The sequence below is a fragment of the Streptomyces sp. NPDC058469 genome (assembly GCF_042721125.1).
Taxonomy (GTDB): domain Bacteria; phylum Actinomycetota; class Actinomycetes; order Streptomycetales; family Streptomycetaceae; genus Streptomyces.
In genome coordinates, this window is the sequence record NZ_JBHXME010000161.1 from 1 (window position 1) to 24,807 (window position 24,807).

General features: G+C 68.2%; 29 protein-coding genes and 1 pseudogene. 12 read left to right on the forward strand and 18 right to left on the reverse strand.

Features of this window, described 5'->3' with window-relative positions:
* Positions 1-142 precede the first annotated feature (142 nt).
* The 6 genes from ACFWP5_RS42425 to ACFWP5_RS42450 all read right to left on the reverse strand — a co-directional run bounded on the left by ACFWP5_RS42425 (position 143) and on the right by ACFWP5_RS42450 (position 4,418).
* Positions 143-307, reverse strand: a complete 165-nt coding sequence (locus ACFWP5_RS42425) for an NUDIX domain-containing protein (protein ID WP_384169797.1) — start codon at positions 305-307, stop codon at positions 143-145.
* A gap of 52 nt (positions 308-359) precedes the next feature.
* The gene (locus ACFWP5_RS42430) at positions 360-1,070 is read right to left on the reverse strand and encodes a TetR/AcrR family transcriptional regulator (protein WP_384169799.1); all 711 of its coding nucleotides are present in this window, start codon (positions 1,068-1,070) and stop codon (positions 360-362) included.
* Positions 1,071-1,110: 40 nt separating this feature from the next.
* A complete protein-coding gene (locus ACFWP5_RS42435; protein ID WP_384169801.1) occupies positions 1,111-2,274 on the reverse strand; it encodes an SDR family oxidoreductase in 1,164 nt (387 codons plus the stop codon).
* Complete coding sequence (locus ACFWP5_RS42440) at positions 2,252-3,556, reverse strand: replication-associated recombination protein A (protein ID WP_384169803.1); 1,305 nt, start codon at positions 3,554-3,556, stop codon at positions 2,252-2,254. Before ACFWP5_RS42440 ends, ACFWP5_RS42435 begins: the two co-directional genes overlap by 23 nt.
* A gap of 101 nt (positions 3,557-3,657) precedes the next feature.
* Entirely contained in the window at positions 3,658-4,026 is a 369-nt protein-coding gene (locus ACFWP5_RS42445) for an MmcQ/YjbR family DNA-binding protein (protein WP_384169805.1), read from the reverse strand.
* Positions 4,023-4,418, reverse strand: a complete 396-nt coding sequence (locus ACFWP5_RS42450) for an MmcQ/YjbR family DNA-binding protein (RefSeq protein ID WP_384169807.1) — start codon at positions 4,416-4,418, stop codon at positions 4,023-4,025. Before ACFWP5_RS42450 ends, ACFWP5_RS42445 begins: the two co-directional genes overlap by 4 nt.
* A 129-nt stretch (positions 4,419-4,547) precedes the next feature.
* Here ACFWP5_RS42450 and ACFWP5_RS42455 point away from each other — a divergent pair, with 129 nt between their 5' ends.
* Positions 4,548-5,501, forward strand: coding sequence for a helix-turn-helix domain-containing protein (locus ACFWP5_RS42455; protein WP_384169810.1), 954 nt, complete (start codon positions 4,548-4,550; stop codon positions 5,499-5,501).
* Positions 5,502-5,528: 27 nt separating this feature from the next.
* On the opposite strand, the gene ACFWP5_RS42460 is transcribed toward ACFWP5_RS42455, so the two are convergent.
* From ACFWP5_RS42460 to ACFWP5_RS42480, 5 genes are all read right to left on the reverse strand, one after another.
* Positions 5,529-5,888 (reverse strand): cyclophilin-like fold protein, encoded by a 360-nt coding sequence (locus ACFWP5_RS42460; protein ID WP_384169812.1) that lies wholly within the window; start codon positions 5,886-5,888, stop codon positions 5,529-5,531.
* A gap of 165 nt (positions 5,889-6,053) precedes the next feature.
* Complete coding sequence (locus ACFWP5_RS42465) at positions 6,054-7,076, reverse strand: alcohol dehydrogenase catalytic domain-containing protein (RefSeq protein WP_384169814.1); 1,023 nt, start codon at positions 7,074-7,076, stop codon at positions 6,054-6,056.
* 58 nt (positions 7,077-7,134) lie between these two features.
* Positions 7,135-8,571 (reverse strand): carboxylesterase family protein, encoded by a 1,437-nt coding sequence (locus ACFWP5_RS42470; RefSeq protein ID WP_384169816.1) that lies wholly within the window; start codon positions 8,569-8,571, stop codon positions 7,135-7,137.
* A 402-nt stretch (positions 8,572-8,973) separates the two neighbouring features.
* Entirely contained in the window at positions 8,974-9,114 is a 141-nt protein-coding gene (locus tag ACFWP5_RS42475) for a hypothetical protein (protein WP_384169818.1), read from the reverse strand.
* A 37-nt stretch (positions 9,115-9,151) separates the two neighbouring features.
* Positions 9,152-9,478, reverse strand: a complete 327-nt coding sequence (locus ACFWP5_RS42480) for a hypothetical protein (protein ID WP_384169820.1) — start codon at positions 9,476-9,478, stop codon at positions 9,152-9,154.
* 491 nt (positions 9,479-9,969) lie between these two features.
* Here ACFWP5_RS42480 and ACFWP5_RS42485 point away from each other — a divergent pair, with 491 nt between their 5' ends.
* Entirely contained in the window at positions 9,970-10,632 is a 663-nt protein-coding gene (locus ACFWP5_RS42485; RefSeq protein WP_384169822.1) for a response regulator transcription factor, read from the forward strand.
* Between the two features lie 209 nt (positions 10,633-10,841).
* Here ACFWP5_RS42485 and ACFWP5_RS42490 read toward each other — a convergent pair whose 3' ends face one another.
* Genes ACFWP5_RS42490 through ACFWP5_RS42500 form a run of 3 tightly spaced genes read right to left on the reverse strand, consistent with a single transcriptional unit; the run spans position 10,842 to position 14,064 of the window.
* Entirely contained in the window at positions 10,842-12,113 is a 1,272-nt protein-coding gene (locus ACFWP5_RS42490; protein WP_037752449.1) for a hypothetical protein, read from the reverse strand.
* 38 nt (positions 12,114-12,151) lie between these two features.
* Positions 12,152-13,420, reverse strand: a complete 1,269-nt coding sequence (locus tag ACFWP5_RS42495) for a sensor histidine kinase (protein ID WP_384169824.1) — start codon at positions 13,418-13,420, stop codon at positions 12,152-12,154.
* Positions 13,411-14,064: a response regulator transcription factor gene (locus ACFWP5_RS42500; RefSeq protein ID WP_384169826.1), complete on the reverse strand. Its 654-nt coding sequence runs from the start codon at positions 14,062-14,064 to the stop codon at positions 13,411-13,413. The genes ACFWP5_RS42495 and ACFWP5_RS42500 overlap by 10 nt, the downstream gene beginning before the upstream one ends.
* A 117-nt stretch (positions 14,065-14,181) precedes the next feature.
* Here ACFWP5_RS42500 and ACFWP5_RS42505 point away from each other — a divergent pair, with 117 nt between their 5' ends.
* The 5 genes from ACFWP5_RS42505 (at position 14,182) to ACFWP5_RS42525 (ending at position 16,335) form a co-directional block, all read left to right on the forward strand.
* Positions 14,182-14,313: a hypothetical protein gene (locus ACFWP5_RS42505; RefSeq protein ID WP_384169828.1), complete on the forward strand. Its 132-nt coding sequence runs from the start codon at positions 14,182-14,184 to the stop codon at positions 14,311-14,313.
* 143 nt (positions 14,314-14,456) lie between these two features.
* Positions 14,457-14,738 (forward strand): type II toxin-antitoxin system prevent-host-death family antitoxin, encoded by a 282-nt coding sequence (locus tag ACFWP5_RS42510; RefSeq protein WP_328829026.1) that lies wholly within the window; start codon positions 14,457-14,459, stop codon positions 14,736-14,738.
* Positions 14,735-15,145 carry a type II toxin-antitoxin system VapC family toxin gene (locus ACFWP5_RS42515; RefSeq protein ID WP_384169830.1) on the forward strand — a complete coding sequence of 137 codons (411 nt, stop codon included), beginning with the start codon at positions 14,735-14,737 and terminating at the stop codon, positions 15,143-15,145. The genes ACFWP5_RS42510 and ACFWP5_RS42515 overlap by 4 nt, the downstream gene beginning before the upstream one ends.
* Before the next feature lie 89 nt (positions 15,146-15,234).
* Positions 15,235-16,188: a hypothetical protein gene (locus tag ACFWP5_RS42520; protein ID WP_384169832.1), complete on the forward strand. Its 954-nt coding sequence runs from the start codon at positions 15,235-15,237 to the stop codon at positions 16,186-16,188.
* A 24-nt stretch (positions 16,189-16,212) separates the two neighbouring features.
* A complete protein-coding gene (locus tag ACFWP5_RS42525; protein WP_384169834.1) occupies positions 16,213-16,335 on the forward strand; it encodes a hypothetical protein in 123 nt (40 codons plus the stop codon).
* A gap of 58 nt (positions 16,336-16,393) precedes the next feature.
* Here ACFWP5_RS42525 and ACFWP5_RS42530 read toward each other — a convergent pair whose 3' ends face one another.
* The 3 genes and pseudogenes from ACFWP5_RS42530 to ACFWP5_RS42540 form a co-directional block, all read right to left on the reverse strand.
* Complete coding sequence (locus tag ACFWP5_RS42530; protein ID WP_384169836.1) at positions 16,394-16,978, reverse strand: hypothetical protein; 585 nt, start codon at positions 16,976-16,978, stop codon at positions 16,394-16,396.
* A gap of 894 nt (positions 16,979-17,872) precedes the next feature.
* Positions 17,873-18,356: pseudogene (locus ACFWP5_RS42535) on the reverse strand (IS110 family transposase); the annotation flags it as partial.
* Between the two features lie 337 nt (positions 18,357-18,693).
* Positions 18,694-19,233 carry a YbhB/YbcL family Raf kinase inhibitor-like protein gene (locus tag ACFWP5_RS42540; RefSeq protein WP_384169838.1) on the reverse strand — a complete coding sequence of 180 codons (540 nt, stop codon included), beginning with the start codon at positions 19,231-19,233 and terminating at the stop codon, positions 18,694-18,696.
* Between the two features lie 162 nt (positions 19,234-19,395).
* On the opposite strand from ACFWP5_RS42540, the gene ACFWP5_RS42545 reads away from it, so the two are divergent.
* The 3 genes from ACFWP5_RS42545 to ACFWP5_RS42555 all read left to right on the forward strand — a co-directional run bounded on the left by ACFWP5_RS42545 (position 19,396) and on the right by ACFWP5_RS42555 (position 21,462).
* The gene (locus ACFWP5_RS42545; protein ID WP_384169840.1) at positions 19,396-20,100 is read left to right on the forward strand and encodes a GntR family transcriptional regulator; all 705 of its coding nucleotides are present in this window, start codon (positions 19,396-19,398) and stop codon (positions 20,098-20,100) included.
* 58 nt (positions 20,101-20,158) lie between these two features.
* Entirely contained in the window at positions 20,159-21,022 is an 864-nt protein-coding gene (locus ACFWP5_RS42550; RefSeq protein WP_384169842.1) for a hypothetical protein, read from the forward strand.
* An 80-nt stretch (positions 21,023-21,102) separates the two neighbouring features.
* Positions 21,103-21,462: a hypothetical protein gene (locus ACFWP5_RS42555; protein ID WP_384169844.1), complete on the forward strand. Its 360-nt coding sequence runs from the start codon at positions 21,103-21,105 to the stop codon at positions 21,460-21,462.
* Between the two features lie 203 nt (positions 21,463-21,665).
* On the opposite strand, the gene ACFWP5_RS42560 is transcribed toward ACFWP5_RS42555, so the two are convergent.
* Positions 21,666-21,890 (reverse strand): hypothetical protein, encoded by a 225-nt coding sequence (locus ACFWP5_RS42560; protein ID WP_384169846.1) that lies wholly within the window; start codon positions 21,888-21,890, stop codon positions 21,666-21,668.
* 697 nt (positions 21,891-22,587) lie between these two features.
* Between ACFWP5_RS42560 and ACFWP5_RS42565 the strand changes: the two genes are divergently transcribed.
* The gene (locus ACFWP5_RS42565) at positions 22,588-24,102 is read left to right on the forward strand and encodes a sialidase family protein (RefSeq protein WP_384169848.1); all 1,515 of its coding nucleotides are present in this window, start codon (positions 22,588-22,590) and stop codon (positions 24,100-24,102) included.
* A 369-nt stretch (positions 24,103-24,471) separates the two neighbouring features.
* The coding region (locus tag ACFWP5_RS42570; protein ID WP_384169850.1) for a transposase family protein at positions 24,472-24,807 on the forward strand (336 nt) is incomplete at its 3' end.

Here is a 24,807-nt window from a genome sequence, read left to right on the forward strand (position 1 = left end):
CAACCGGGAGCGGCTCCACTCGACCATCGGCTACATCACGCCGTACCAGGCAAGGACCCGCTTCCATCAACGGCTGGACCTCGCGGCATAAAATGAAAGTGTTGGCGCCTACGGGGTCACTTCAATCCTCATTGGCACCCCCTCAGGCGCCGCCGCGGCCTCGACATCGGCCAGGACAGACGGTTTCAGGGGGCCGGACCCCAAGTTCCTCGTCCAGTTCCCGGACCAATGTGTCCAGCGGCTTCTCACCCGAATCGGGCTTGCCGCCAGGCAGACAGAACACCGAAGGTGCCGTCTGTTTACTCACGACCAGGAGACGCTTATGGGGGGCCTGGCAGTGTGAGCTGGTAGTCCGGGGTTCAGGATCCGGTGCGGTAGCGGCTGAGCATGAGGGCGACGGCTTCGTCCACGATCGCGGCGTCGGTGGGGTCGGGCGGGACGAAGTCGGTCCGTACGAGTTGAGGCCACAGGAGCTGGCTGCAGATCATGCCGAGGAACTGTTCGGCCACGGCCGATACCGGCTGTGGCTGTCCGTCGGCGGAACGGAAGTCGAGTGTGCCGGCCTGCGCTTCGGCGTCCAGGTAGTCGCGGAGCCGGTCGAAGAAGGGTCCGCGGTCGATAGCGAAGCCGGTGCCGACGATGTCAGCGAGTTCCGGCATCTGGGGAAGTTCGGTGATGATCAGGCGGCACAGCGCCGCCGTGCCGGGCCGCGCGACCAAGCAGGCATAGTCGCGGCCGATGTGGTCCAGCCCGTAGCGGGGATCGCCGGGCGGGGGCGGTGCGGCATACTCCACGTCCAGCTGCCACTGCTCGGAAGTGACGGCCGCGAACAGCGCGGCCTTGGAGGGGTACCGCTTGAAGAGGGTGCCGGTGGAGACGCGGGCCTCCCTGGCGATCTGGGCCAGGGAGGTCTTGTCATATCCCCGGGCGAGGAAAAGGTCGCGGGCGGCGCGGATGATGCGCGCGCGGTTCTCCGCCTTGATCTGCGCGTGATACCCGGCTTTGGTCTGCGCGTCATACCCGGCCTGGCACGTATCGCCACCGGTTTCCGCTCGATCCACCACCGACATTCCCGCGCTCCTCGCCCGTCTCCCAGCCGCATCCTCGCTGTCAGAGGACGGTCTGGCCTCCGTCCAGGATAAGGTCCTGGCCCACGGTGAAGGCCGAGGCGTCGGAGGCCAGGTACACGACGGCTTCCGCGACCTCCCCGGGCATGCCCATGCGTTCCAGCGGGATGCCGGAGCTGATCGCCTCCAGAACCGCTGCCTGCTGCGCTGGGTCCTCGATCCCGAGCTTGGCCCCCGAATACAGCGGGGTGTTCACCGGGCCGGGGCTGACCGCGTTGAACCGGATGCCGTGCGACCTGAGCAGGTCCGCGTTCCACGACCGCATCAGGGAGCCGACAGCCGCCTTCGTCGCGGCGTAGGCGTTCGAATGCCCGTAGCCGCCGTGCGCGCTGTTGGATGCGTTGAGGATGACCGAGGAAGAGTCGGACAGCACCGGCACCAGGGCCTGCGTGAGAAAGAAGACGCTCTTGACGTTGATGTCGAAGAGCCGGTCGAAACTGTCCTCCGTGTGGTCCTCGAACGGCCGCCAGTCCGAGACGCCGGCGTTCAGGAACGCCACGTCCAGCTCCCCGAAGTGCTCACGCACCCGCTTGGCCAGGCCGCGCTGCGCATCGAGATCGCGCGCATCGGCCTGAACGACCGGCACCTTGTCGCCGAGGATCTGCCGCGCCTTGTCGACGCTGGCCGGGGTGACGCCCGTGACCAGCACGTCGGCCCCCTCCGCCACAAAACGCTGGGCAGTCTCCAGGCCGATCCCGCTGGTACCGCCAGTGATGAGGGCGCGCTTGCCCGCAAGACGATTCATGGTGATTGTTCCTTGCCGAGTCGCGAGGTAAGTCGATGAACTTACCTTCTGAAGGTAACCGCCCCACTCCTCATGTGGCAAGTCGATCCACTTACCATCGGTGGCCTGGGATGGTTCGGCCACGCCGAAGAAGGCCGGCGACACCGGCTCGAAGGCCATGTCGCTGCCGTCCGCGAGGAGCCGGGCGACCATGCGGACCCAGCAGCGGCGCCCGGCGGCAAGACGTAGTCGGCCCGACGACGCCTTCCAGCTTGGTGGCGCGCAGGCGGACGGCGACTGGCCCGGAGGGCTCCTCGTCGACCAGTGCGGCGTCACCGCCTGCTGTGGCGCGCTGTCTTCGCTTCTCCGGCCGTGATAATTCTTCGCGGGCGTCGGCCGGTCAGCCGCGTTGCCGGCGGGCACGCAGAGCGGCCCACTGGCGCAGGCGCTCGGCGATCTGGGCTTCGTAGCCGTTGTGGGTGGGCTGGTAGTACGTCTCGCGGTCCATGTCGTCGGGGAAGTAGTCGTCACCGGAGAAGCCCTCGGCAGTGTCCGGGTCGTACTGGTAGTCCTTGCCGTAGCCGAGGTCCTTCATCAGCCGGGTCGGGGCGTTGAGGATGTGGGTGGGCGGCATGAGTGAGCCGGTGTGCCGGGCTGATCGGTGTGCGGCGTTGAAGCCGCGGTAGACGGCGATGGATTTGGGGGCGGTGGCGAGGTAGACGACGGCCTGGGCGATCGCCAACTCGCCCTCGGGGGAGCCGAGTCGCTCGTACACGTCCCAGGCGGCGAGGGCCTGCTGGATGGCGTGCGGGTCGGCCATGCCGATGTCCTCGTTCGCGAAGCGGACCAGGCGGCGGGCGACGAACAGCGGGTCCTCGCCGCCGTCGAGCATGCGGGCGAGCCAGTACAGGGCCGCGTCCGGGTCGGAGCCGCGCATCGACTTGTGCAGCGCGGAGATCAGGTTGTAGTGGCCCTCCTGCGCCTTGTCGTACAGCGGGGCGCGCTGCTGGATGTGATGGGCGAGCCCGGCGGTGTCGAGGGTGGCTTCCGTGTCCGGGAGGGCTTGGAGCTGTTCGGCCATGTTGAGGAGGTAGCGGCCGTCGCCGTCCGCCATGGCGATCAGGGCGCGGCGGGCGTCGTCGTCCAGGGGCAGATGGTGGCCGGTGAGCTGCTCGGCGCGGTCGAGGAGCGTGGACAGCGCGGCTTCGTCGAGGCGTTTGAGCACGAGGACCTGGGTGCGGGAGAGGAGGGCGCCGATGAGTTCGAAGCTCGGGTTCTCCGTGGTGGCCCCGATCAGGGTGACCGTGCCGTCCTCGACGTAGGGCAGGAAGCTGTCCTGCTGGGCACGGTTGAAGCGGTGGATCTCGTCGACGAACAGCAGGGTGCCCTGACCGATACCGCGTCGGCTTCGTGCGGCGGCGAAGACCTTGCGCAGATCGGCCACGCCGGAGAAGGTGGCCGACACCGGTTCGAAGGCCAGGTTGCCGGCGTCCGCGAGGAGCCGGGCGATGGTCGTCTTCCCGACACCGGGCGGGCCCCACAGAATGGCGGAGCCGAGGCGCTGCTGGGCGACCATGCGGCCCAGCGGAGCGTCCCGGGCAAGGAGGTGGTCCTGCCCGACGACATCTTCCAGCCGGGTGGGGCGCAGGCGGTCGGCGAGGGGCCGGGCGGGCTCCTCACCGAAGAGCGGCAGGGTCGGTTCCATCGGTCTCTCGGGTAGCTAAACGGACGGGTGCGGACGTGGCGAGCCTTGCACGGGCCACTGACAGGCGTCGGCTCAGCCGCTCGCGGGGAAGCTCGCGGTGCTCATCGGGCACTGGGGCGGCCGCGTCGCGGCAGCCGCTCGGCGACCAGGTCGTAGGAATCCTCGACCGCGTCGATGATCAGCCGCTGGGTGATGCCGGGTCCCGGCCCGACTGAGATCCAGTGGCGTTTGTCGAGATAGCGGCCCGGTGTGATCGAGGCGTAGCCGCGTACGTGCGCGCGGGCGTGCTCGGGCTCGCACTTGACCGTGATGATCTGGTCGTCCGGGTCGTCGGTGACGATCAGGAACACCCTGCCCGCGACCTTGTACACGTCGAGTCCCGGGGTGAAGGGGTAGCCGTGGCTGACGTCGGGGAGGGCCAGGGCCGCCTGGCGGGCGGTGTCCTGAAGGCGGTCACCGGCCGCGCTCACCGGGCCGCCCGCGTGCCGGTGCCGTAGGTGTGAGGGTCGACAGGCCGCTCGGCTCTGGGCAGTTGGGCGACGACGAGCCGGTAGGAGTCGATGACGAGCTCCCTGACGAGCTCCTCGTCGACGCCTTCTCCGCTCTCCAGGGTGATCCAGTGCTTCTTGTTCATGTGGTAGCCGGGAGTGATGTGGCTGTACTGCTGCCGCAGGGCATGGGCCTCGCCGGGGTCCGCCTTGAGGATCACGACGGGCCGCCCCGGGACCTCGGTCATCAGCATGAACACCTTGCCGCGCACCTTGAAGACCTCCCACTCCGGGCCGAAGGGATGCTCCAGCTGCGCTCCGGGGAGTTCCTCCGCACAGTCGGCGGCCGTCTTGTGCAGGGTCGATGCGTTCATGGGCGGTGGGCCCTCTCAGGGAGTGACGGACTGCGGCATCGAAGGAGACGGAGAGCGCGCCGCTCGGGCGCGGTGGCACGTCCCATCCTTCCGCCGAAACCGACCGGAAGGGCGGTAGGCTGCGGACACGTGATGGTCGACAAGCGACACCCCGACCCGAGCGGCACCGCGACCGGACCGGCCGCGGTTCGGCTGTACGGTTTCCAGCCCCCGGTCGGTACTCCCTACGGCCTTGAGGTGAGTACCGTCGAGGACTTCTTCGCCCAGCACGACGACTGGCCGTGGAACCCGCCCCGTCCGGGCCGCGCCACCTTCCACTACCTCATCGCGGTCACCGAGGGTGAGCTGCGGCATGACGTCGACTACGTCACGCGGACCGTCGCGCCCGGCCAGTGGCTGTGGGTGCGTCCCGGGCACGCGCAGTGCTGGCATCCGCCCGGCGCGGCCCGCGGCCCGTTCATCCTGTTCGAACCGGACGTACTGCGGCCCGACCTCGCCCGTCTCCTGGCCCCGCTCACCGCACACGAGGCCCCTGCCGTGCTCAGCCCGCACCCCGACGACACCGCCTGGCTCCAGCAGACGGCACTCCAACTCCTGGACGAACACCGCGCACTGGGGCGCCGCCCCCTCGACATCCACCACGCCCTGCGGCGCAGCCTGCTCGAATCGCTGCTGCTGCGCCTGGCCAACTCCCCGGACATCGCCCTCGATGGCACGGCCTCGGCCGGCACGGGCCGTGCCCACAGGTACGGACGCTTCCTGGACGCCTTGGAGCTGCACTTTCGCGAGCTGCACCAAGCCGCGGACTACGCCGAGCTCCTCGGCTGCTCGGTCCGCACCCTCAGCCGTGCCGCCCGGGACGCCACCGGCAAGGGGGTACGTGAACTCATCGACGAGCGGCGCCTCCTGGAAGCCCGGCGCCTGCTGGAAGCTGCCCGGTGGGATGCCCGGACGGTGGCCGTCCACCTCGGCTTCACCGATCCCGCGAACTTCGGCCGTTTCTTCCGCGACCGCACCGGTCTCACCCCGGCCGCCTTCGCGGCCGGCGAGGCCCCGACCCTCCCCCCTCCTCCCCTGGGTTGAGGATCTCGGTGGTGTCCGGCCGGGTTCTCAGTCGATGGCCTCGATGGTGACGTCGACCGCGCCGTCGTACTTCTTGAGGGCATCGGCCCCCGCGTCGATGGTGCCGAGGATGACGATGCCGGGGTCGGGGATGGACTGGCCGTCGTGGTTATAGAACATGGCGATGTCGGGACCGGGTGACCAGTAGGCGATGTCGCCGACCTCGTAGCTGAACCGCGGTTCGCCTCCCGTTGCGAGAGACCGGGGCAGGTGACCGTACTTCTCGCGCTTGAACAGGTCGTCCGTCTGCAGCGTCAGCGGAAGCAGTGAGGCGAAGTCGCGTGCCGTCGCGTTGTCGGCGAGGATTGCGCTGAGGACGGTTTCTCCGGCGGTCAGTCGGATTCTCATAGGGGTTCCGCTCTCCGGGGTGTAGTTGGAGTGATCGTCGGCGGGTGACACGGACGCCACGTTCATCGGGGTACGCGCTTCGGTTCGGCACGGACGCCGTGAAGGTAATCTCGGCACCCCAGCGATGGCAAGTCAATCAACTTACCATTCTCTGTTGCCCGGGTCTCAGTCGTCCAGGACGACGACGTGCTTGCCCGGCGTGGTGGCGGACTCGATGTCGGCGTGGGCGTCACGGACCTGTTCCAGGCCGTGGTAGACCTTCGCGACCGGGACGTTGAGGCGCCCTGCGGCGATGGCCTGGAGCTGGTGGGTGAAGACGTCGGCCGGGAGGTCGGCGGCCTGACCGGCGTAGGACGTCAGCCGCACCCCGCCCGGGATCATGAACGGGCTGAAATCGGGGATCGTCCACCCGCCCGCCAGGGCTCCGGTGAAGCAGACTGTGCCGTGCCGGCGGACAGTACCGAGGGTGTCGGCGAGGACCGAGCAGCCCACCAGCTCCAGTACGGCATCGACACCCTCCGGCATCAGCTCGCGCACCTGGTCGGCGATCGTGCCGCCGTCGACGAGGGCATGGTCGGCGCCCGCCGCCCGCAGGTCCCCGGCCCTCTGAGGGCTGCGGGTGGTGGACAGCACGATGGCTCCGAGGTCCTTCGCGATCGTGGCCGCGCTCAGCCCGACCGTGGAGGTGCCCCCGCGGATCAGCAGGCTCTGCCCGGCCTTGAGGTCCAGGCCGGTGGTCAGCGATCCGTAGGCGGTCTGGAACATCTCCGGCAGCGCGCCGACGACCTCCCACGGCAGTCCGGTCTCGAACGGGATGACCTGTGCCGCGGGGACGATCACGTACTGGGCGTATGCGCCGTCGTACGAGCGGCCCATGCCGCCCATCATCGTGGCCACCTGCTGTCCCGGCCGCAGCTCGCTGTCCTCGTCGGCCTCGTCGGCCACGCCGACGCCCTCGATGCCGGGCACCCGCGGGTAGGTGACCACCGCGTCCGACTCGCCCTTGCGGGTGGAGACCTCGGACTCGTTGACGCCGAACGCCTTCACCCTGATCCGCACCCAGCCAGGCTTGCGCAGGGGCACCGGCACATCCTGGATCTCCAGTGCGTCGAGGCCGCCGGGCCGGGTGACGACGACGGCCCGCATCGTCGCCGGTGCGGCGTCACCGGCTGCTGTCGGTTGGCTCATGTCGAGTTCCTTGCTCTATTCGCCCCCTGGTGCGCTGTTCCGGATCACCCGGTGAGGGTCAGGGGCGGGCGATGTTTTCGAACAGGTCGAGGACCGCCTGGTAGTGGGCGCTGGGCTCGGAGGGATGGTTGCCGACGCTTCCCGAGGTGGGGCGGTCCGCGACGGCGGGCCACGGGCGGGTCTGCTCGCCGGTGACGAAGTCAAGGAGGATGTCGCGGATACGCGTGTCGCGGTCGGCCTGTTCGGGGCTGCGGTCCGGCCGTTCCTGGCCGACGAGGGCGTACAGCTCGGTGCCGTGCACAGCGGGCGCACCCTCCGCGGGCCCGATCGCAAGGAGATGGGCGTTGCCGCCAGCGGCGGCGTGGGCCAGAGCACCGCGAGCGGCGGGGAGCGTGAAGATGTAGTCCGTCAGGGCCGCGGCGCGGACCTCGGCAGGGGTACGGCCGCCCTGGTCGTAGACGTCGACGATCCTCTTGGCGCGGGAGCGGGGAATGCGCCACCCCGCGAATTCGTCGGTGACACGGTCCACGGTGTGCGGGTCGAACCGGTCGAGGTCGTTCGCCACCCACCAGCCCATCTCGTCACTGGCCGTACTCAGAAGGACATCGATGTCCCGATGCGAACCCGAGGCCAGGACGTCCAGGGGGTGGGCGCCCAGCACCCCGCCGGGCTGTCCGGCGTCCAAAACGACGCCGAGACTCCGGTTGTCCATCCCGCCCCGGACTCCGAGATCCGTCGGACAGACCGTGCGCAGAGCGGTCACCAGGGAGGCCGCGTCGAGATCGATCAGCTTGTCGGGGTTGCCCGCGACACCGAGTTCGGTGACGAACCGCTCCGCGAGCTCCTCCGCCCACCAGGCCGGGACGATACGCGAGGGCGCGCCGGAGAACCCGGCCAGCCGCCGGTACAGGCCGTCCGCGAAAGAGGTCCCGAGCAGCCCGAGGGTCAAGTAGGCGCCGGCACTGTGGCCGAAGACGGTGACGTCGTCAGGATCGCCGCCGAAGGAAGCGATGTTCTGCCTGACCCAGGCGAGCGCGGCGATGACGTCCTGCAGGCCCAGGTTGCTGGCCTCGGCGAGCCGCCCGCCGTACTGCGAGAGCGAGAGCGCGCCCAGTGCGCCGAGCCGGTAGTTGACCGACACGCCCACCACGCGTCCCGACGCGGCGAGACCGGCGGCGTTCGAGGTGGTCTGCGTGTTCGCGCCGAACTCGAATCCGCCGCCATGGATGTACACCGCCACCGGCAGCGCCTTCCCTGCCGGCTGCTCGGGGGCCCACACGTTCAGGTTCAGGCAGTCCTCGCCCGTCCCGCTGTCCGCTTCGAGCCAGTCGCCGCTGTCGGGCTGGACAGCAACGACGCCCTTGCGGTCATAAGGGCGGTCCGGATCGAAATCCGCGACCACGGGGCGGCGGTATCGCTCGGCGGCGGCGTACGGGATTCCCCACCAGGACCGCACCCCTGGTGCAGTCGGGGCCTTGGGCGCGGTCGCGGTCATGGCGTGAGATTCCTTCCGGTGCGGTTCGGGTGTTTCGCGCGGCGTGTCGGCGGCTGATCGCTCGCGCTGACGCTCCCCAGCATTCCCTGGACTCCGGTAGATCGCCGGGCGGACAGCAGTCACCCGGTGGTCACCAGGTGACACTTCTCTGCCCCTCTCCTTCTCGTAGCCGAACCGCCGCGGCGGCTCGGACGGCCTGAGGTCCTGCTGTCAGCGCGCCCGGCGGACCTCGGCCAGGGGAAGCCAACCGTGCAGGCACAGCGTGGCGCCATGGGCGAAGAGAATCGTGCGGCCGCCCGCCAACGTTGATCAGCGGTGAAACCGTGGGCACGGATCGAGCACACGCTGGACCGCCTACGACATGGCCAGCACCCCGGGTCCGGTGACCTTCACCCTGCGTGTCTACGGCGGCGGCTGCGCGGCACCGGCGAGGATCCGGTCCGCCTGCGGAACTTTATGATGCGCCCGGGCGGCGAGCAGATGGCCTTCCAGGCCCCGGAGTTCACCGCCGCTGTTCTGCGCGACCTGTGCCAGCTCAAGCACCCAGCACATTAGACATCCCCACGGCGAGCGCGCGCACTCACACAGGGCCAAAGAACCGGCTCTCGGCCGACGTCGCGAGCTCGGGCCTCGCCCTCACCACCGCCCAGGCCGACGCCATCGCCTGCTCGGCGAGGCGAGATCCCTTGAACCGCAGAAGGAGCAGACGCAACTCCTTCACACCCAGCCGGCCGTTTCCCGCCCGGACGGCCGCCTCGGCGGCCAGTTCAGGAGGGAGATGCCGAGCCTCGTGCGCCTTCTCCAGAAGCCGGGAGACCACCGAAGGCTCAAGGGAGCTGAGGTCTACCCGAGCGACGGACGAGGGGCGCGGCACCCGGGCCGACTGAGCGGAGGGGAGAGTCGCCATGACGAACCTTCACAAGAGCACAAGACCTCACCAGAGCGAAGAGATGATCACAAGTAGTAGCCGATGATTACAGTTCGCGTGCACCCTGAGTGGTCACCCCGAGGCGACAGCATCGTGAACTACCCGGACGTGTGTACAAGACCGACGCGTTGCATGACGCCGCCGAGCCGACGGACAGGTAAGGGTGCACAAGCCCGGGAACGCCTCCACTCGCCGATCGTCTACAGTGCAACGAACGTCTACACCCTTGTAGTCATTCGTATCCGCCCGTTCACCTACGTCAGGTGGTCCAAGGGAAAGGGGCGCTGTCAGTGGATGGGCGCTCCCCTTGGGGCACGGCACCACGGTGACTCTGGCGCGCTCCACGCGGAGCGATGCCGCACGACTCGTCGCCGGCCGCCTGGCGGCGTGTCCGTCGGCCATGGCCCACTGGCCGCCCAAATCACTCATCTCGGACACGACCCGCCCGGCCGGAGCACCTAAGGGAGACCATGCGTCACAAGATATTGGTCGTTGAGGACGATCACGTGCTGCTGGACGTGCTGCGCCGTGGGCTGTACGAGGAGGGCTTCGAGCCCGTCCTCGCCGCCGACGGTGCCACCGCCCTGCGACTGGCCACCGGCGACATCGCGGCGGTTGTCCTGGACATCGAGCTGCCCGACGCGGACGGTCGGGACGTGTGCCAGGCGCTGCGCACCAACGGCTTCCTGGCCCCGGTCATCTTCCTGACCGCCCGGCAACAGCTCGCGGACCGGCTGTCGGGGTTCTCGGCAGGCGGTGACGACTACCTGGCCAAGCCCTTCCATCTGGCCGAACTCACCGCCCGGCTGCGTGCGTCCGTGAAGCGGGCTGCGCCGGCCGCGGCGATCGCGGTGGGGGACCTGATTCTGGACGCGGTCGGCCAGCGCGTCACCGTGCACGGCACGGCCGTCGCCCTGTCCCCCACGGAGTTCCGGCTGCTGGCCACACTCGTGGCCGCGGGCGGGAGCGTCGTTCGGCGCCGCGAACTGGTCGCGGCGGGCTGGCCGGAGGGTGCCCAGGTCAGTGACAACACACTGGACCAGTACCTGACCCGGCTGCGGCGGAAGCTGCGTGAGGCCGGCAGCGCGCTGATCATCGGCACGGCGCGCGGGATCGGACACCGCCTTTCATGAAGCGCCTTGTCCTCGATCAGCTTGGAGGAACAGCGGGCGGCCGAAGCCATTGAGACGCCGGCTTCGACCGCCCACGTGAGTCCGCGGACATGCCCGGGCTGACACAGACGGCCGCCTGCACTGACCACAGCTCGTCGGCGTGTGCCGAGGCGGCGCGGTTCTCGGCGCGGCCCCGCACACTCGACCCGTCGCCGGGCGCAGGGGGTCTGTCAGCCCATGTCCGTCAGGAGGGCGTTCAGTTCCTTCTCCTGCTGCGCAGGCGGCATCGGCGGATTCGAGTGGTCGATGCCGAAGGTCCCCAGCACCTTGTCCATCTGGGCGTCGATGGAGGTCCAGCCGGTGTTGTCCAGCGGCTGCAGCGATGCCTGGTCGGCGTCCCACAGGTCACGCAGCGACTGGGCGGCCGTGTGCGCTCCCTTCGCGTTCCCCGAGCGTGCGTCCTTGAGCGAGGTGGAGGCGAGGTTCTTCAGCGCGGCGACCTTGGCGGGCGGGAACTTCTTCACCGCCTGGCCGGGAGCCATCTGGACGGCGGAGGTGTTGTCGGCCTCCGGCGCCGGGCCGGTGTGCGGCTGGCTGTGGGCCCAGATCAGCAGGCCCATGGTGGCGACGGCGAGCAGTCCGAAGCCGGCCAGACCGACGCGTTCCTTTCGCAGGTCGCCGGTGGCGTGGGTGGCGTGGGCGGCCTCGTAGGTCTCGGTCACGTCCGAGCGTGTCACCGTCAGGTAGGCCACGGTGGCCAGGATCAGGCCGAGGAAGATCAGGCTGGTGGTGAAGGTGCCCAGCGCGAGGCCGGTCGGCTCGCCCGGTTGAGCGACCTTCGGGGAGGCGAGCCAGTCGCCGATGTTCGCGCCCAGCGGGCGGGTCAGGATGTAGGCGAGCCAGAAGGACAGCACCGGGTTCGCGCCGAACTTCCACAGCAGCGTGATCGCCGCGATGAGGCCGAGCGGCAGCATCACCGAGGCGCCCGGGCTCCAGCCGGTGAGCTCCAGGGTCCAGTCCCCGGTCGCGGTGCCGAGCGCGAAGGTGACGAGAACCGCGAGCCAGTAGAACGACTCACGCGGAAGCGTCGTGACCGAGTGGATCGAGAGGGTGCGCTCGCGCAGCCACCACACGCCGAAGACCACGGCGAGCAGAACCGAGAACACGGCGGAGCTGATCCACAGCGGCACATTGAGCTGGTCGGTGAGGATGTCGGTGTACAGGGTGCCCGTGACACTGACAACGACCACGGTCAGCCAGTACGGGAACGGGACGTACCGCTTGAGCCGCATCTGGACGGCCAGGACCACGACGAACACCGCGGTGAAGATCCAGGCCGTGTTCACCAGGCCGACGCCCAGCTTCATGTTGATCCAGTCGGCGAAGCTCTCACCGACGGTGGTGCACAGGATCTTGATCACCCAGAACCAGATGGTGACCTCGGGGACCTTGTTGAGCATGAGGCGCCCGCTGCGTGGGCGTGCTTCCGTTGTCGTTGTCATGCAGGGAGCCTTACGGAGGGAACCTGCAAGCAACCTGACTACGTGGCCGCCTTCGCGGCCGGGAGTGTCACCTGGACGTGACCGCGGCCGTCCGCGATCGCCCGGACCTCCACACCGGCCGAGGCAGCGATACGCCGGACCACCGGCAGCCCCAGCCCGTACCCGCCGCCGCCGGTCACGCCCGCTTCGAAGACCCGGTCGACCTCAGCGGGATCGAACCCTGGGCCGTCGTCCAGGACATCCACCACGATGGCCTCGCCCTGGCTGCGCGCGGTGATCCACACACGGGACTTCGCATGCCGCAGGCTGTTCTCCAGCAGGGGTGACAGCAGCGACACAGCGACGTCGGGCGCCAAAGCCACCTCGACCTTCGCCGGGAAGGCGACCTCGACCGCGCGGCTGCCGATCGCCTGCCGCGCGGCGGAGCGCAGATCACACCGGGTCCCCTCGTCCGTCCGTGCGCGCGCTGCGCGCAATATCGTCGTGATCGCCGCATTGAGGCGGTCGACCTCGCTCAGCACCACCTCCGGCACCACCTGCTCGCCGGACAGCTGCGCCAGCTGCGCCTCGCCCCGCAGGACCGTGAGCGGTGTCCGCAGCTCGTGGGCGATCTCGTCGGTGAGCCGGCGCTCGTCCGCCAGCGCGTTGTCAACCCGCTCCAGGAGGCGATCCAGGGTCTGTCCCAGTTCCCCGAACTCGTCACGGGGGACTCCGAGGTTGAAACGGCGCCCGGGCTCGTGATGGCCCCAGTCGTCGGCGAGGGCGGCCATCTCGTGCACGACGCGCAGCGCGCGGTGCACCACGAGGTGCGCGACACCGCCGGCGAGGAGGATCGTAAGGCCGCCCAGAATCAGCGACAAGGTCAGGCTGCGCTGCTCGGACGTCTCGTAGGGCGTGAGGTCCACCTGGACGATCACCATGACGTGGTGGCCGCCGGTCGGAACCGGCCGCGCGAACAGGAGGTAGTCGCCGACGGTCGCGGTCTGCGATCGCCCCGAGTCCGCCAGCTCCTCGACGCGCCCGACCACGCTCGGCGGCACGTCCCCGTCGATAAGACGGCCATCGGCATACACCCAGGCGACCTCGTCCAGCGCCTCGCTGCTGTTCTCCGTGAGCACGACACGGCCGCCCTTGACGCTGACGTTCGCCGCGACCGCCTCGGCGCGCGTACGGGCCAGATCGTGCGCGTCGGCATCCGTCACCCTGCTCAGCAGCACGTGCGAAACCACCACCAGGATCGCGACCACTGCGGTGGCGATCAGCACGGTGAGCGCGACGACGCTTCGGCGGAATCCCGTCACTGCCATCGGTAGCCCACGCCGCGGACGGTCGCCAGCCGCTCGGCCACGCCCAGCGGACCGAGCTTGGTCCGCAGCCGGCGCACATAGGAGTCGAGGGTGTTGTCGCTGACCTGGGCCCCGTGCGGCCAGCCGGCGGCGACGAGGGCGTGGCGGCGTACCGCGTCGCCCTGCGAGGCGATCAGGCGGCCCAGTAGCCGGAACTCGGTCGGGGTCAGGCTCATGCTCACCGCATCGTAGGTCACCACGTGCTTCGCCGGATCGAGGACGACCTCGTGCGGTGCGGACGCCACGGTGGCCCGGCGCAGCAGCGCCCGGACACGGACCAGCAGTTCCGGGATGTCGAAGGGTTTGGTCATGTAGTCGTCGGCGCCGGCCTCGAAGCCGCCCACCTTGTGATGCAGGCCGTCCAAGGCGGTGAGCATCAACACCGGCACGTCGACGCCGCGAGCCCGCAGGGCCAGGCAGACATCGCGACCGTCGGCGTCCGGCAACCCGAGATCCAGGACGACCAGCTGGGGCGCCGGTGCGAGCTGCCGCAGCAGGCTGTCGGCCGTGGCGGCGACGGAGACGGTGTGGCCGTCGTGCTCCAGGGCGCGCTTGAGGATGCTGCGGACCGCCGCGTCGTCTTCGCACACCATGATGAAAGCCACGTGCTGACCCTAGATACTCGCGTTCCAGTTCTCCATCTGCCCCGATCAGCCACGCGACGCTCGGGCACGACCGGCCGAGCCGCAGCGGGAGCTGCCGCGGGAGGACCACCCTGGGACATGGACCGTATGCAGGAGTACACCGACGCGATTCCGCCGGGTCACCGCCCGCTCTTCGCCCGGGTGAGCGGGCTGATCCTCAAGGAATTCCCGCAGGCGAGCGTGGCACTGTTGTACGAAATGCCTACCTAACGGGTCGAAAGCGCAGGCCGCACATCGCGGCCCACACACGGGCTGGACGTCCTGCCGACGATTCTCTACGCCCCGGGCTGGGCCGCCGATCCCAACCTCACGACAACCTCCCACTGTGTACATTATTTGTGTACCTTTACGTCATGGAGACTATTCCGCTGGGAGAGCTGAACCACCATCCGTCGAAAGTCACAGCGAGGGTTCGCGCTGGTGAGACGCTCGTCGTGACTGAGCACGGCAAGCCTGTCATCCGCATGTCACCCGCCGAAGAGCCCACGTCGGCCCTGGACCAGCTGATGGCGACCGGCCAGGTGCGTCGTGCAGTGAATCCGGGCGCACTGCCCGAGCTGATCAGCGATCTGGCCGAGCTGCCCTCGCTGTCGGATGCGCTGATCGCCGAGCGCGACCGGGAGCGCACGCGTTGAGCGTCTATTACATGGACACCTGCGCTCTGCTGAAGTTCGTACAGCAGGAGGCGGAGACGCAGGCGCTTCGCAGCTGGCGGTCAGCGCTGGGTGTCGACGGCCGCCTGGTGACCTCCCAGCTGGCCGGGGTGGAGATCGCGCGCACGTTCCGGCGAGCCGGTGTCGACCGGCAGCGCGTGCCGTTCCTGGTCGGCAACACGCTCACCGGGATTGACCAGATCGTCCTCGGTGACGACGTCCTGGCCCGCGCCGCGGGCTTCGAGATGCAAAGACTCGGCACCCTGGACGCCATCCACCTCGCAACAGCCGCCCCTCTGCACCGAGAGCTGGACGGCTTCGTCACCTACGACAAGAAGCTGGCGGACGCTGTCACAGCGCTCGGACTGCCGCATCTCGCACCCGCATGATGGAGCCGGAACAACTCCGCCCGCCCAACGGACCTCTCAAGCCCCTCCTCCATTAGGGCCTGCCCAGCCCGGGCGCGACCGGCCGCTCGGTGACGGAGCAGTCCATCACCTACAACCGCACCTCGGCGTGTGCGTACGACGACATCACAATCTCCGCGTACGACGCCAGCGACGGCGAGTACATCGGAAGCGCCACGTTCAGCGTACGTCTGAGTGTCCACACGGATCCAAACTCCGCCACCATCAAGGAAGAAGCGAGAGTCGCTCTCCTTTCCACGACTGCCGCAATCGAAACGGCGCGATTCATCTTTAACGCGGAATGCCGCGGATACTGCTCAGTCGGCACAGCGCAGTGGGCAGGGTCCGACACCTGGACCAAGGGTAACTCGCACACCGCCACATATACTCGAGATCTCACCTGGGGTCAGGGCGGAACGACGGGCATCAAAGGGGATATCACGCCTTACTGGAAGGCCAACGCCTCCCTCAACGGTTCCCCCACGATCGACGACGCCGTCGCGGAAAAGGACCCCCTCACCATCCGCTGCGACACGAAGGTCAAGACCACGCCGGGCTGTGTCTTCGGCTGGGACAAGCCGACGTATGTCATGAACAGCAAGAAGTGGTCGGCGGCGGCTGCGCATGCCTGGTTGATGCAGCACAAGCTTCCCAGCCACTTCGGGCTCAAGGGGCAGGGGCAGCCGCTGAAGTACCTCGGAAACGAGGTGATGGCCCCTCCCGACCCCACCAAGACACAGCGGGCGGTCAATCGGGAAACCATCTGTGGAAGAACCGTAAATAATTTCCAGCCGTACCTTCCCGCTAATGGTCCGGGCACGGTACTGCAATCCGCATCGGACACCGTCAGTTGTGACGAGATCGCCTTCGCTGCCACCTACCAGAGCGGAGGAACGCCAGCGAGTATCGGCGGTACCAACCCGGTGACGACCAACGGCAACGAGTGTGTACAGACCTTCGTCGGCAAGAGGGCCGACGGCTCGTGGTACATCGACCTGCGCAAGGACTTCCCCATGCCGACCTGACACGAGGGGTGTGGGCGCTCCAGCATGTCATCGCGTCAGAACTCCGGCTCCATGTCCGCGTTCGGCGGAGCGAGCGGGTTCAGCATCAAGAACCGGCTCCTGGACGGCGACGAATACTGGCTGGACCTGAACGGGTTCACCCTGTAAAGAAAAGGAATGTGCGGCCCCGCAATGATTCACAGGGGCCGCACATTCGTGTTGATGTTCAGTATTTGTTCCACACGAGGAACCCGTTGTCGACCTTCGGAAATCCTTCGTCATTCAAGTGGGCGTGACGAAGCTGCTCGAAAGAATCCGTGAGAAGGTCTGCCAGGGAGCTTTGATGAAGCTTCGTCGTCTCGCCTTCGGACCAGCTTCCCAACTTGCCGGTATCCGAGTCGACGAAAGTTCCGTAAAATCCGTCCCATTCAGATGTGACGGGAACGTAGGAGGGCTTCCACAGGGGTTCATCTTCATCAGCGGCACCCTCCTCGACCGCGTTGTCGTGAATCCACATCATATGCTCATGGACCGCCTCGATGTGCGTCAGACCAAGAATACCCAGACCCTTATTCGTCACATCGCAGTAGTTCGGGCTTATCAGAGTCGTGCGATCCATGCCCAGCTTGTCGCATCCGTTGTCGACCAGGAGAATGCCTTTTAGGTCAGGGTGGATCACCGAACCGATCGTCTGCTCGACCTCATGGATCGCCGCCGACGTGGCCGGCGGCGAAAACTGCGCATAGGTACCAGGTGCGTATTCCCTCAGCCAGTCGGTAATCCGCACCCAACATTCGACAGCACTGTCCATTCGGAATCTCCTTCGCCCCCAGGGCCACAACCCTCGAATCCGCGTTTTAGGATAAAAATTCCGTGACGGATCGCCGGCGCACTAGGCCACGACAATGGCAATGGCAATGGCAATGGCAATGATCTGACCCGAGTATCATACTAGTGGCACACAAGGGGGTGGTATCCGCCCGGGACGCCACGCCCATCATTCCTCATTCGCGTATTTGTGCGTTGCCATTCGGCGAGACGAGGAAGGATGCCCCAGGACATCCGGACGAGAACCGGCAGGACCCGCCAGCCACCGTGCGCCCCGACACCACAGGGAGCGGCGCCCCCATCAACCCCCGCGCACAACTGGCCCGTTGGCCCGCCCGCGCACTCCGGACGAGCCTGGCTGTTCGATTGAGAGGCGCAACGTATACCCCTACGCTTGCCGAGGAAGCCGTGATCTACGTCATGGTGCATGGATCGACCACCGCAGGGAATGATCGACGCAAGACGACCAAACTGGGCATTTTATTTCCGCGGGACATGCGCGGGACGGCGAGCATGACGGCCCGTCAGGCAAGCGTCTGACCTGCGAAAATGGCTGGGAAGCCGACGGCCTCCGGAGCCGTGTGCGCAGGTTCGAATCCTGCCGGGGGCACTCCGGGAAAAGCTCCTGACCTGCAGAAATACAGGTCGGGAGCTTTTGCGTTCACGTCAAAACGCACACGGCCCCTTTGGCTGTTTCTCTTTTCGAGCGATGCACTGACTTCCGCGCTGCCCTTCTGACGCGTTTCCGCAGTTCAAAGGCCATTCGCCAAAGTCCGGTTGGCGACACACGTCACCAAATACCGACCGTGCCGCACACCTCGGACACCGGCGCCTCTTTCGCTCGAAAACCCCATGCGACCTGCCTGAATGTGCCAAAGCGCACACGCTGGTGGGTCGTTGCCGTTTCCGCGTCCTGGGCGAGGTCGTCGTCGTGGCCCAGGACCATGTTCAGTTCGGCCCGCACACTCTCGTCGGGGTCGATGGAGTGCAGCAGGTGGGGCAGGGTGCGAGCGGCGTCGGCGATGACGTAGGCGTCGCGGGCGTCGGTCTTGCCCGTGCCGGGGTGCAGATCGGCCAGCCGGCGCATCGACAGGCCCGGGAGATAGGCGACTTCTGCTTCCGTAGGCGCGGGCGACGGTCACCGCCAGGGTGCCGATGGAGGCCGGCTGGTCGACCACGACCAGGACCTTCCCCTTGCGCTTGAGGCGGAGGAACAGCCCTCGCAGCTGGGGCTCGCCGTTGGGCAGCGGCTTGTCGAAGGTCGTACGGCCGTCGGCCAGCAGAGCCGTGCCGTGGTGGGTGGACTTGCCCACGTCCAGGGCGCAGAACACATCGATCGAGGTGAAGTCGTTGCTGGTCACCGGGCTTTCCCTCCCCGGAGTCACAACCGGTGGCCCGCCCGGGCACCGGAGATCGGCAGCCACATTACGCAGGCCTGCCTGTCGGCGGACCCGCTTCCATCAGCGACCATCCGGTGCCGCCAGGACCGGCGACAGCACCCCCCGGATCATCAAGGACAGGGGCAAGGAGTCATACCGGGCCCCGGAGGCCACGAGCCCGAACCGGGCTCTACGAGAAAGGTCATGGGCGAGGTAGGCGTGTCAATGGCCAGCTGGTTCGCCGCGGTCCTCAGCGCCTGGCGCCGGACGTTGACCAGGTGGGGCCGGTTGCGCTCGGCGCGGGCCTCCTGGCTGTTCTTCAGGCGGGAGTCTCAGCGGTGGCTGTCAGGACCGCGCGGCCGAGGATGTGGCCGGCCATGGTGAAACCGAGGGCGGCCGGGGTGGCGTCGGCGGGGACGCCGATGGTGTCGACGTCGAGGGCATGCACCACGGTGAAGTAGCGGTGCGGGCCGTGTCCGGCCGGCGGGGCCGCGCCGATGAAGCGGGCCGCGCGGGCGTCGTTGGGCAGCTGGAACGCGCCCCCGGGCAGGCCCGAGCCGATGTCATCGCCGGCACCTTCGGGCAGCTCGGTGACGGTGGCGGGGATGTCGGCGACCGCCCAGTGCCAGAACCCGGACCCGGTGGGGGCGTCGGGGTCGTAGACCGTGATGGCGTAGCTCTTGGTGTCTTCCGGGGCGCCGCTCCAAGAAAGCTGCGGAGAGACGTCCTTCCCGCCGGGAACGCCGGAGAGGCCGGAGTACTGCTCGATCGACCAGGTGGCGCCGTCGGTGACGGTGGTGCTGACAACGGTGAAAGAGGCCGCCTCGGGGAGACGGGCAAAGGGGTCGTTGGAGCTCATGGTGTCGTGCCTCTCAAGTGTGCTGTGGAGTGGTGGTGATGCGGCCAGCGGAGGTCCCGCCGTGGCGGCGCCAGGAGGTGACGTGGTCACGCTTCCGCTCACCATCGAGATCGACCCTAACACCGATAATCGATTATTGCCCAGATCGTCTATTGTGTGGGCATGACCCAGACGACTCACACCTCACCCTCGGCGGGGAAGCAGATGCTCTCCGAGCAGGTCTACACACACCTGCGGGAGGCGATCATGCGCGGGGACCACGCCCCCGGTGATGCCCTCAAACCCCAGGACCTCGCGAAAGAGCAGGGCGTGAGCCTGGCCGTCGTGCGTGAGGCGCTCGTGCGGGTGGTCGGCGAGGGCCTCGCCGACCGGCTGCCCAACCGCGGCTTCGCCGTCCCGGCCTACTCCGACCGCCGCTGGCAGGAGATCGCGGAGGCCCGCCGGACGATCGAACCGGTCATGCTGCGCATGGCCGTCGAACGCGGCGATGTGGACTGGGAAGCCCGCGTACGAGCCTCCCACCACCGTCTGACCCGCACCCCGGCGTACGTGGCGGAGGAGGGCGAGCACTACAGCAGCGCCTGGGCCGAAGCCCACCGCATCTTCCACCGCACGCTGCTGGAGGGGTGCGGCAACCTCGTCCTGCTGGAGACCTTCGACCGGCTGTGGACCGCGAGCGAGCTGGCCCGCCGCTGGTCGGCCCACCGTAACCCCGACCGGGACGGCGCCGCCGAGCACCGCCGACTGGAGGAGGCGGCGCTGGCCCGCGACGCCGACACCGCAGCCCAGGTCCTGACCCAGCACCTCACCCAGACCGCGGCCGCACTGACCGACCGCCCCCACCACGAACCCACGAACGAAGCCTGATGCGCCCTGTACCCCTGGCCGCACGACCGCACCTGATCACCGAAACCGGAGCCACAGCATGACCATCTTCGAGGCGAGCACAGGCCGCCGCTGCCACAACGCCGTCAGCCCTCTGCACGCATCCGTGTACTTCGCGCCAGAGCCGGGGGACGAACTCGCGGCACTTGGGCTGGAGCGCGGAGCCTCGATCTACTTCGCGGGCCGCGCGGCACCGCTCGGGGCCGTCGACGCGGGCACCGTCACAGCGACGTTCTACAACTTCAACCACGAGCACGTGCAGCGGTACATCCCCGCCGCGTGGACCGTCACCACACCCCAGAAAGTGCTCACGGCGCGGCTGCGCGGCGCGGACCGGACGCTGCAGCGGCTGCTCGGCAAGGAGGCCCTCACATCCACGGAAATGACCGAGGCGGCCGAACTGGCGCTGCACGCCACCGAAGCCTGCCGCCGGGAGGCGCGGCCGCTGTACGCCGCCAACGCCGATCTCCCCGTACCCGAGGAACCGCACCTGGCCCTGTGGCACGCCGCGACACTGCTGCGCGAACACCGGGGTGACGGTCACCTCGCCGCCCTGGCGATCGCCGGCTTGTCCGGCATCGAGGCGCTGGTCCTGCACAACGCCACCGGCACGGCACCGACATCGGCGCTGTTCATGCGGACCCGCGGGTGGTCCGCACAGCAATGGGACACCGCCCGTGACCAGTTGCGCGAGCGCGGCCTGCTGGACGAGGCAGGCGACCTCACGCAGGCGGGCACGGCCGTGCGCGGCGAGACCGAGGTGCTCACCGACCGCCTCGATGCCGCCCCGTACGACCACCTCGGCCCGGCCGCCACCGCACGCCTCACCGAACTGGCCGGCGGCTTCTCCAAAACCCTCAGGGCAGCGGGCGCCTTCCCCGCGGTGCACTTCGGCAAGGGCTGAAGGCCGGGGCCGGGAGCCCGGCGCCCTCTCAGTGGCTACGGCCAGGTGGACGCAGTCAGCACTCGCAATGGCGACGCGAGGTGTACAGCAGATTCCTCGAAGCCATCACGGCCCACCAGGAAGCAGCTTTGAGACGTCTTTCGTCGATGTCTTACGCCTCGGTCCAGGGAGACCATTCTCCGGAAGAACTCGACACCGCGTGGCAGGAGGTATCCGCGCTCCTGCCGGCAGTGCGCGCCACCGGCCCCATCGTCATGATCGAAGGACCACGCAGCGTCTCAGACCTGGTCGAGGTCATCGTGGAACTTGCGACGACTGCCACATACAACGCCAGGTCGTATTACTTGATCCACGTCAAGCGCGCGTACGACGATCCAGTGCTCGGCCAACGCTCGCGAGCGGTGTCGACGGCTGCCCCCGAACTCAAAGAGAAGCTCTAAGCCTTCGCCGACCGGGCGCGAAACGCCCTGGACGCTCCGGACGGGCTTCTCGACGACATCGGCCCCCGGCACAGCACTGACCCCGCGCAGGGCGTACAGAGGCCCTGACCTTGCTTTGATCGGGACCGTCGAACGGACCTCCGTCATGAGGTGGGCTGGCTTCCGACCACGTCCCGCGCTGCCCATGGGCCACACCTGTGCGTTCAGATATGGAACTTGAATTGAGGCAGCGGCTCCCGGTCGGCAGGGATCTCCCTCATGATCTCGCCGACCAGCCCAGAGAACTTGATCGTGATCGGCAGGAGTCCGCCCAGTGCGGCCGAGTTCCAGTTGAGCCTGGTGAGCGCGAGAACTTCCTTCAGCAGGGCGTCCCGCGAAGAATCCTGCCCGACGTGATCAGCGACCTGGAGCGGCGCCGGAACGTGCATCCCGTGGAACTCGTTGAGCGCGGCCCACCCTGCCCACCGCCGCCTGGCTGCTGGCCTTCCCCCGTGGCGGCGAGGACCATCCGACGGAACGCCGCGTCTCCCGCGTCTTCGACTGGCTCCAGGCCCCCTACGCCGGCTGGGGCCACTTCCTCGGCGACTAGGAGGGCCTCACCAGCGACGGCCCCGGCGTCCGCCCCATCCTCGTCGAGACCAACACCAATGCCCCGCAGAACTCCACCGACGCCTACAGCGGCCTCTTCCGGGCCACCACCCAGTACAGCCCCGCCACTACCACCTCACCCTCCTTGAGGGCCTCGATCCCGCCCGCAGCCGGACCGCACCGGCTCGTCCACTGGCCACCATCACCGCAGTAGCCGGCACCGCGACATCAAGGACAGAGACTGGTACTTGATGTCGCGGTGGCTGGGTTTGCGTCATGCCTGCGGACCCAGTAGTCGGTGAGCGGAACCGCCGGCGAGGAACTGCAGCCTAGATCGCCAGAAAAGCACCAATCCTTGATTGACATGCCCATGTCCGACTCGGGATAGTGGCGATCGCTCTCCCGCACGTTCTGCTCGGTGTTCGGTTCGGCCGGTTCTCCCGCCCCAACCCCGCGGACGTGTACGGGGCCCTACTCGGCGGTCACCGCAGAGCGCACCGGTGACGGACGTGTCCCGTCTCGGAAAGGGAACGGATCATGTCCCTGGCATCCTTGCTCCGCCGCCTGGCCAGACCCAGCCTGGTGACCGCCGCCCTGGCCGCCGGCGCGCTGGTCGTATCGACCGGCACCGCCACCGCCGCGCCCGCCCTCACCCAGATCAGCACCGACCCGTACACCAACTCCACCAGCCAGCACGCCACGGAGGTCGAGCCGGACACGTTCTCGTACGGTTCCACGATCGTCTCCGCCTTCCAGGTCGGCCGTTTCAACGACGGCGGCTCCTCCAACGTCGGCTTCTCCACGTCCACCGACGGCGGCGCCACCTGGACCAAGGGCTTCCTGCCCGGGATCACCACGCAGGCGGGCGGCACCTTCCAGCGGGTCAGCGACCCGGCGGTGGCCTACGACGCCAAGCACAACACCTGGCTGATCTCCACCATCCCCATCACCTCGTCCGTCACCGTCCCCGAGGTCTTCACCAGCCGCTCCACCGACGGCGGACTGACCTGGAGCAACCCCGTCATCACCGCGACCGGCTCCAGCCTCGACAAGAACTGGATCGTCTGCGACAACACCGCCACGAGCGCCTTCTACGGCAACTGCTACACCGAGTACGACAACAACGGCGACGGCGACCGCCTGAAGATGACCACGTCGAGCGACGGCGGTCTCACCTGGGGCGCCTCGAAGAACACCGGCAACAACGCCACCGGCCTCGGCGGCCAGCCCGTCGTCCAGCCCAACGGCACGGTGATCGTCCCGGCCTCCAACGCCTCCGAGACGTCGGTCCTCGCCTTCCGGTCCACCAACGGCGGCAGTACCTGGACCTCGACCACCACCATCGCCACCGTCAGCACCTTCACCGTGAGCGGGAGCCTGCGCAGCGGACCGCTGCCGTCCGCCGAGATCGACGCAGCCGGCAAGGTGTACGTCGTCTGGCAGGACTGCCGATTCCGTGCCAGCGGGGGCTCGTGCACCTCCAACGACATCGTGATGGCGACGACCACCAACGGCACCACCTGGTCGTCGGTGACCCGCATCCCGATCGACGCGACGACCAGCACCGTCGACCACTTCATCCCCGGCCTCGCCGTCGACCCGGCCACCTCGGGCACCACCGCACACCTGGCGCTGGCGTATTACTACCACCCGGTCGCCAACTGCACCGCCGCCACCTGCCAGTTGGACGTTGGATACGTCTCCTCGACCAACGGCGGCAGCACCTGGACGGCGCCGACCCAGCTGGCCGGTCCGATGACCCACTCCTGGCTGGCGAGCACCACGCAGGGCACCATGGTCGGCGACTACATCTCGACGTCCTTCTCCGGCGCAACGGCACACCCCGTCTTCGCCGTTGCCTCGGCCCCCAGCGGGTCGGTCTTCAACGAGGCGATGTACACGCCGACTTCGGGTCTCACCGCAGCGGCAGGCACCGCCACCGCCACGACCGCCACCGCCCGTGACAACGCTTTCTCGGCCCGCCTGGCCGCGATCGCCTACGCACAATGGCTGGCCAACGGCGGCACCGGAGGCGGCGAGGACAGCCCCTGACCAACAGCCATCGGGGCCTGTCAGGCGATTCGCTGCTGGACAGGCCCCGACCCCGACAGCCACAGCCGCATGAGCAGCGCGTGGCCGATGAGTTGAGAAGCTGTTCAGAACCGGTGATCTGCGACGTTCTGTAACGGGAGCTGGCCTGAGCTCGGCTTCATTAGCCGGGCGGCAGGCGGCGAACACGGGTGGGCGAGGCTATGGGGCAGGCCCGTGGGCGTTCGCTGTCGTGACGTCCGAGCCCGTGTTCAGTGAGCGTTTTCAGCTCGGCCACCGATCGGGTGACGCCGACAGGGTGCGCAACGCACGAGGCTCCCGTGCCGTTGGGGGAGGTGTTCGAAGTCTCAACCCACAGGCACAGGAGCCGCGTTGGTTCCGTATTCTGCCGCACTCGACCTGCCGCACGCCCTGGTCGAGTGGGTAACCATGCTCATCGTCACCCGCGAGGGTGACCGACGGTGCAAACTCCCGCCGCACCAGCGTGCGCTGGTCGGCCTGGTGTACCTGCGCCGCCACGACACCCTCGCCCAACTCGCAGCCGGCTTCGGCATCTCCGTCGGCACCGCCCACGCCTACACGGCAGCCGTCATCGACCTGCTCGCCGACCGCGCGCCCGGGCTCCTGCGGATCCTGCGCGAAGCCGCCCCCGACTATGTCCTGCTGGACGGCACCCTCGCGGAGTGCGACCGGGTGGGCGACAGCCGG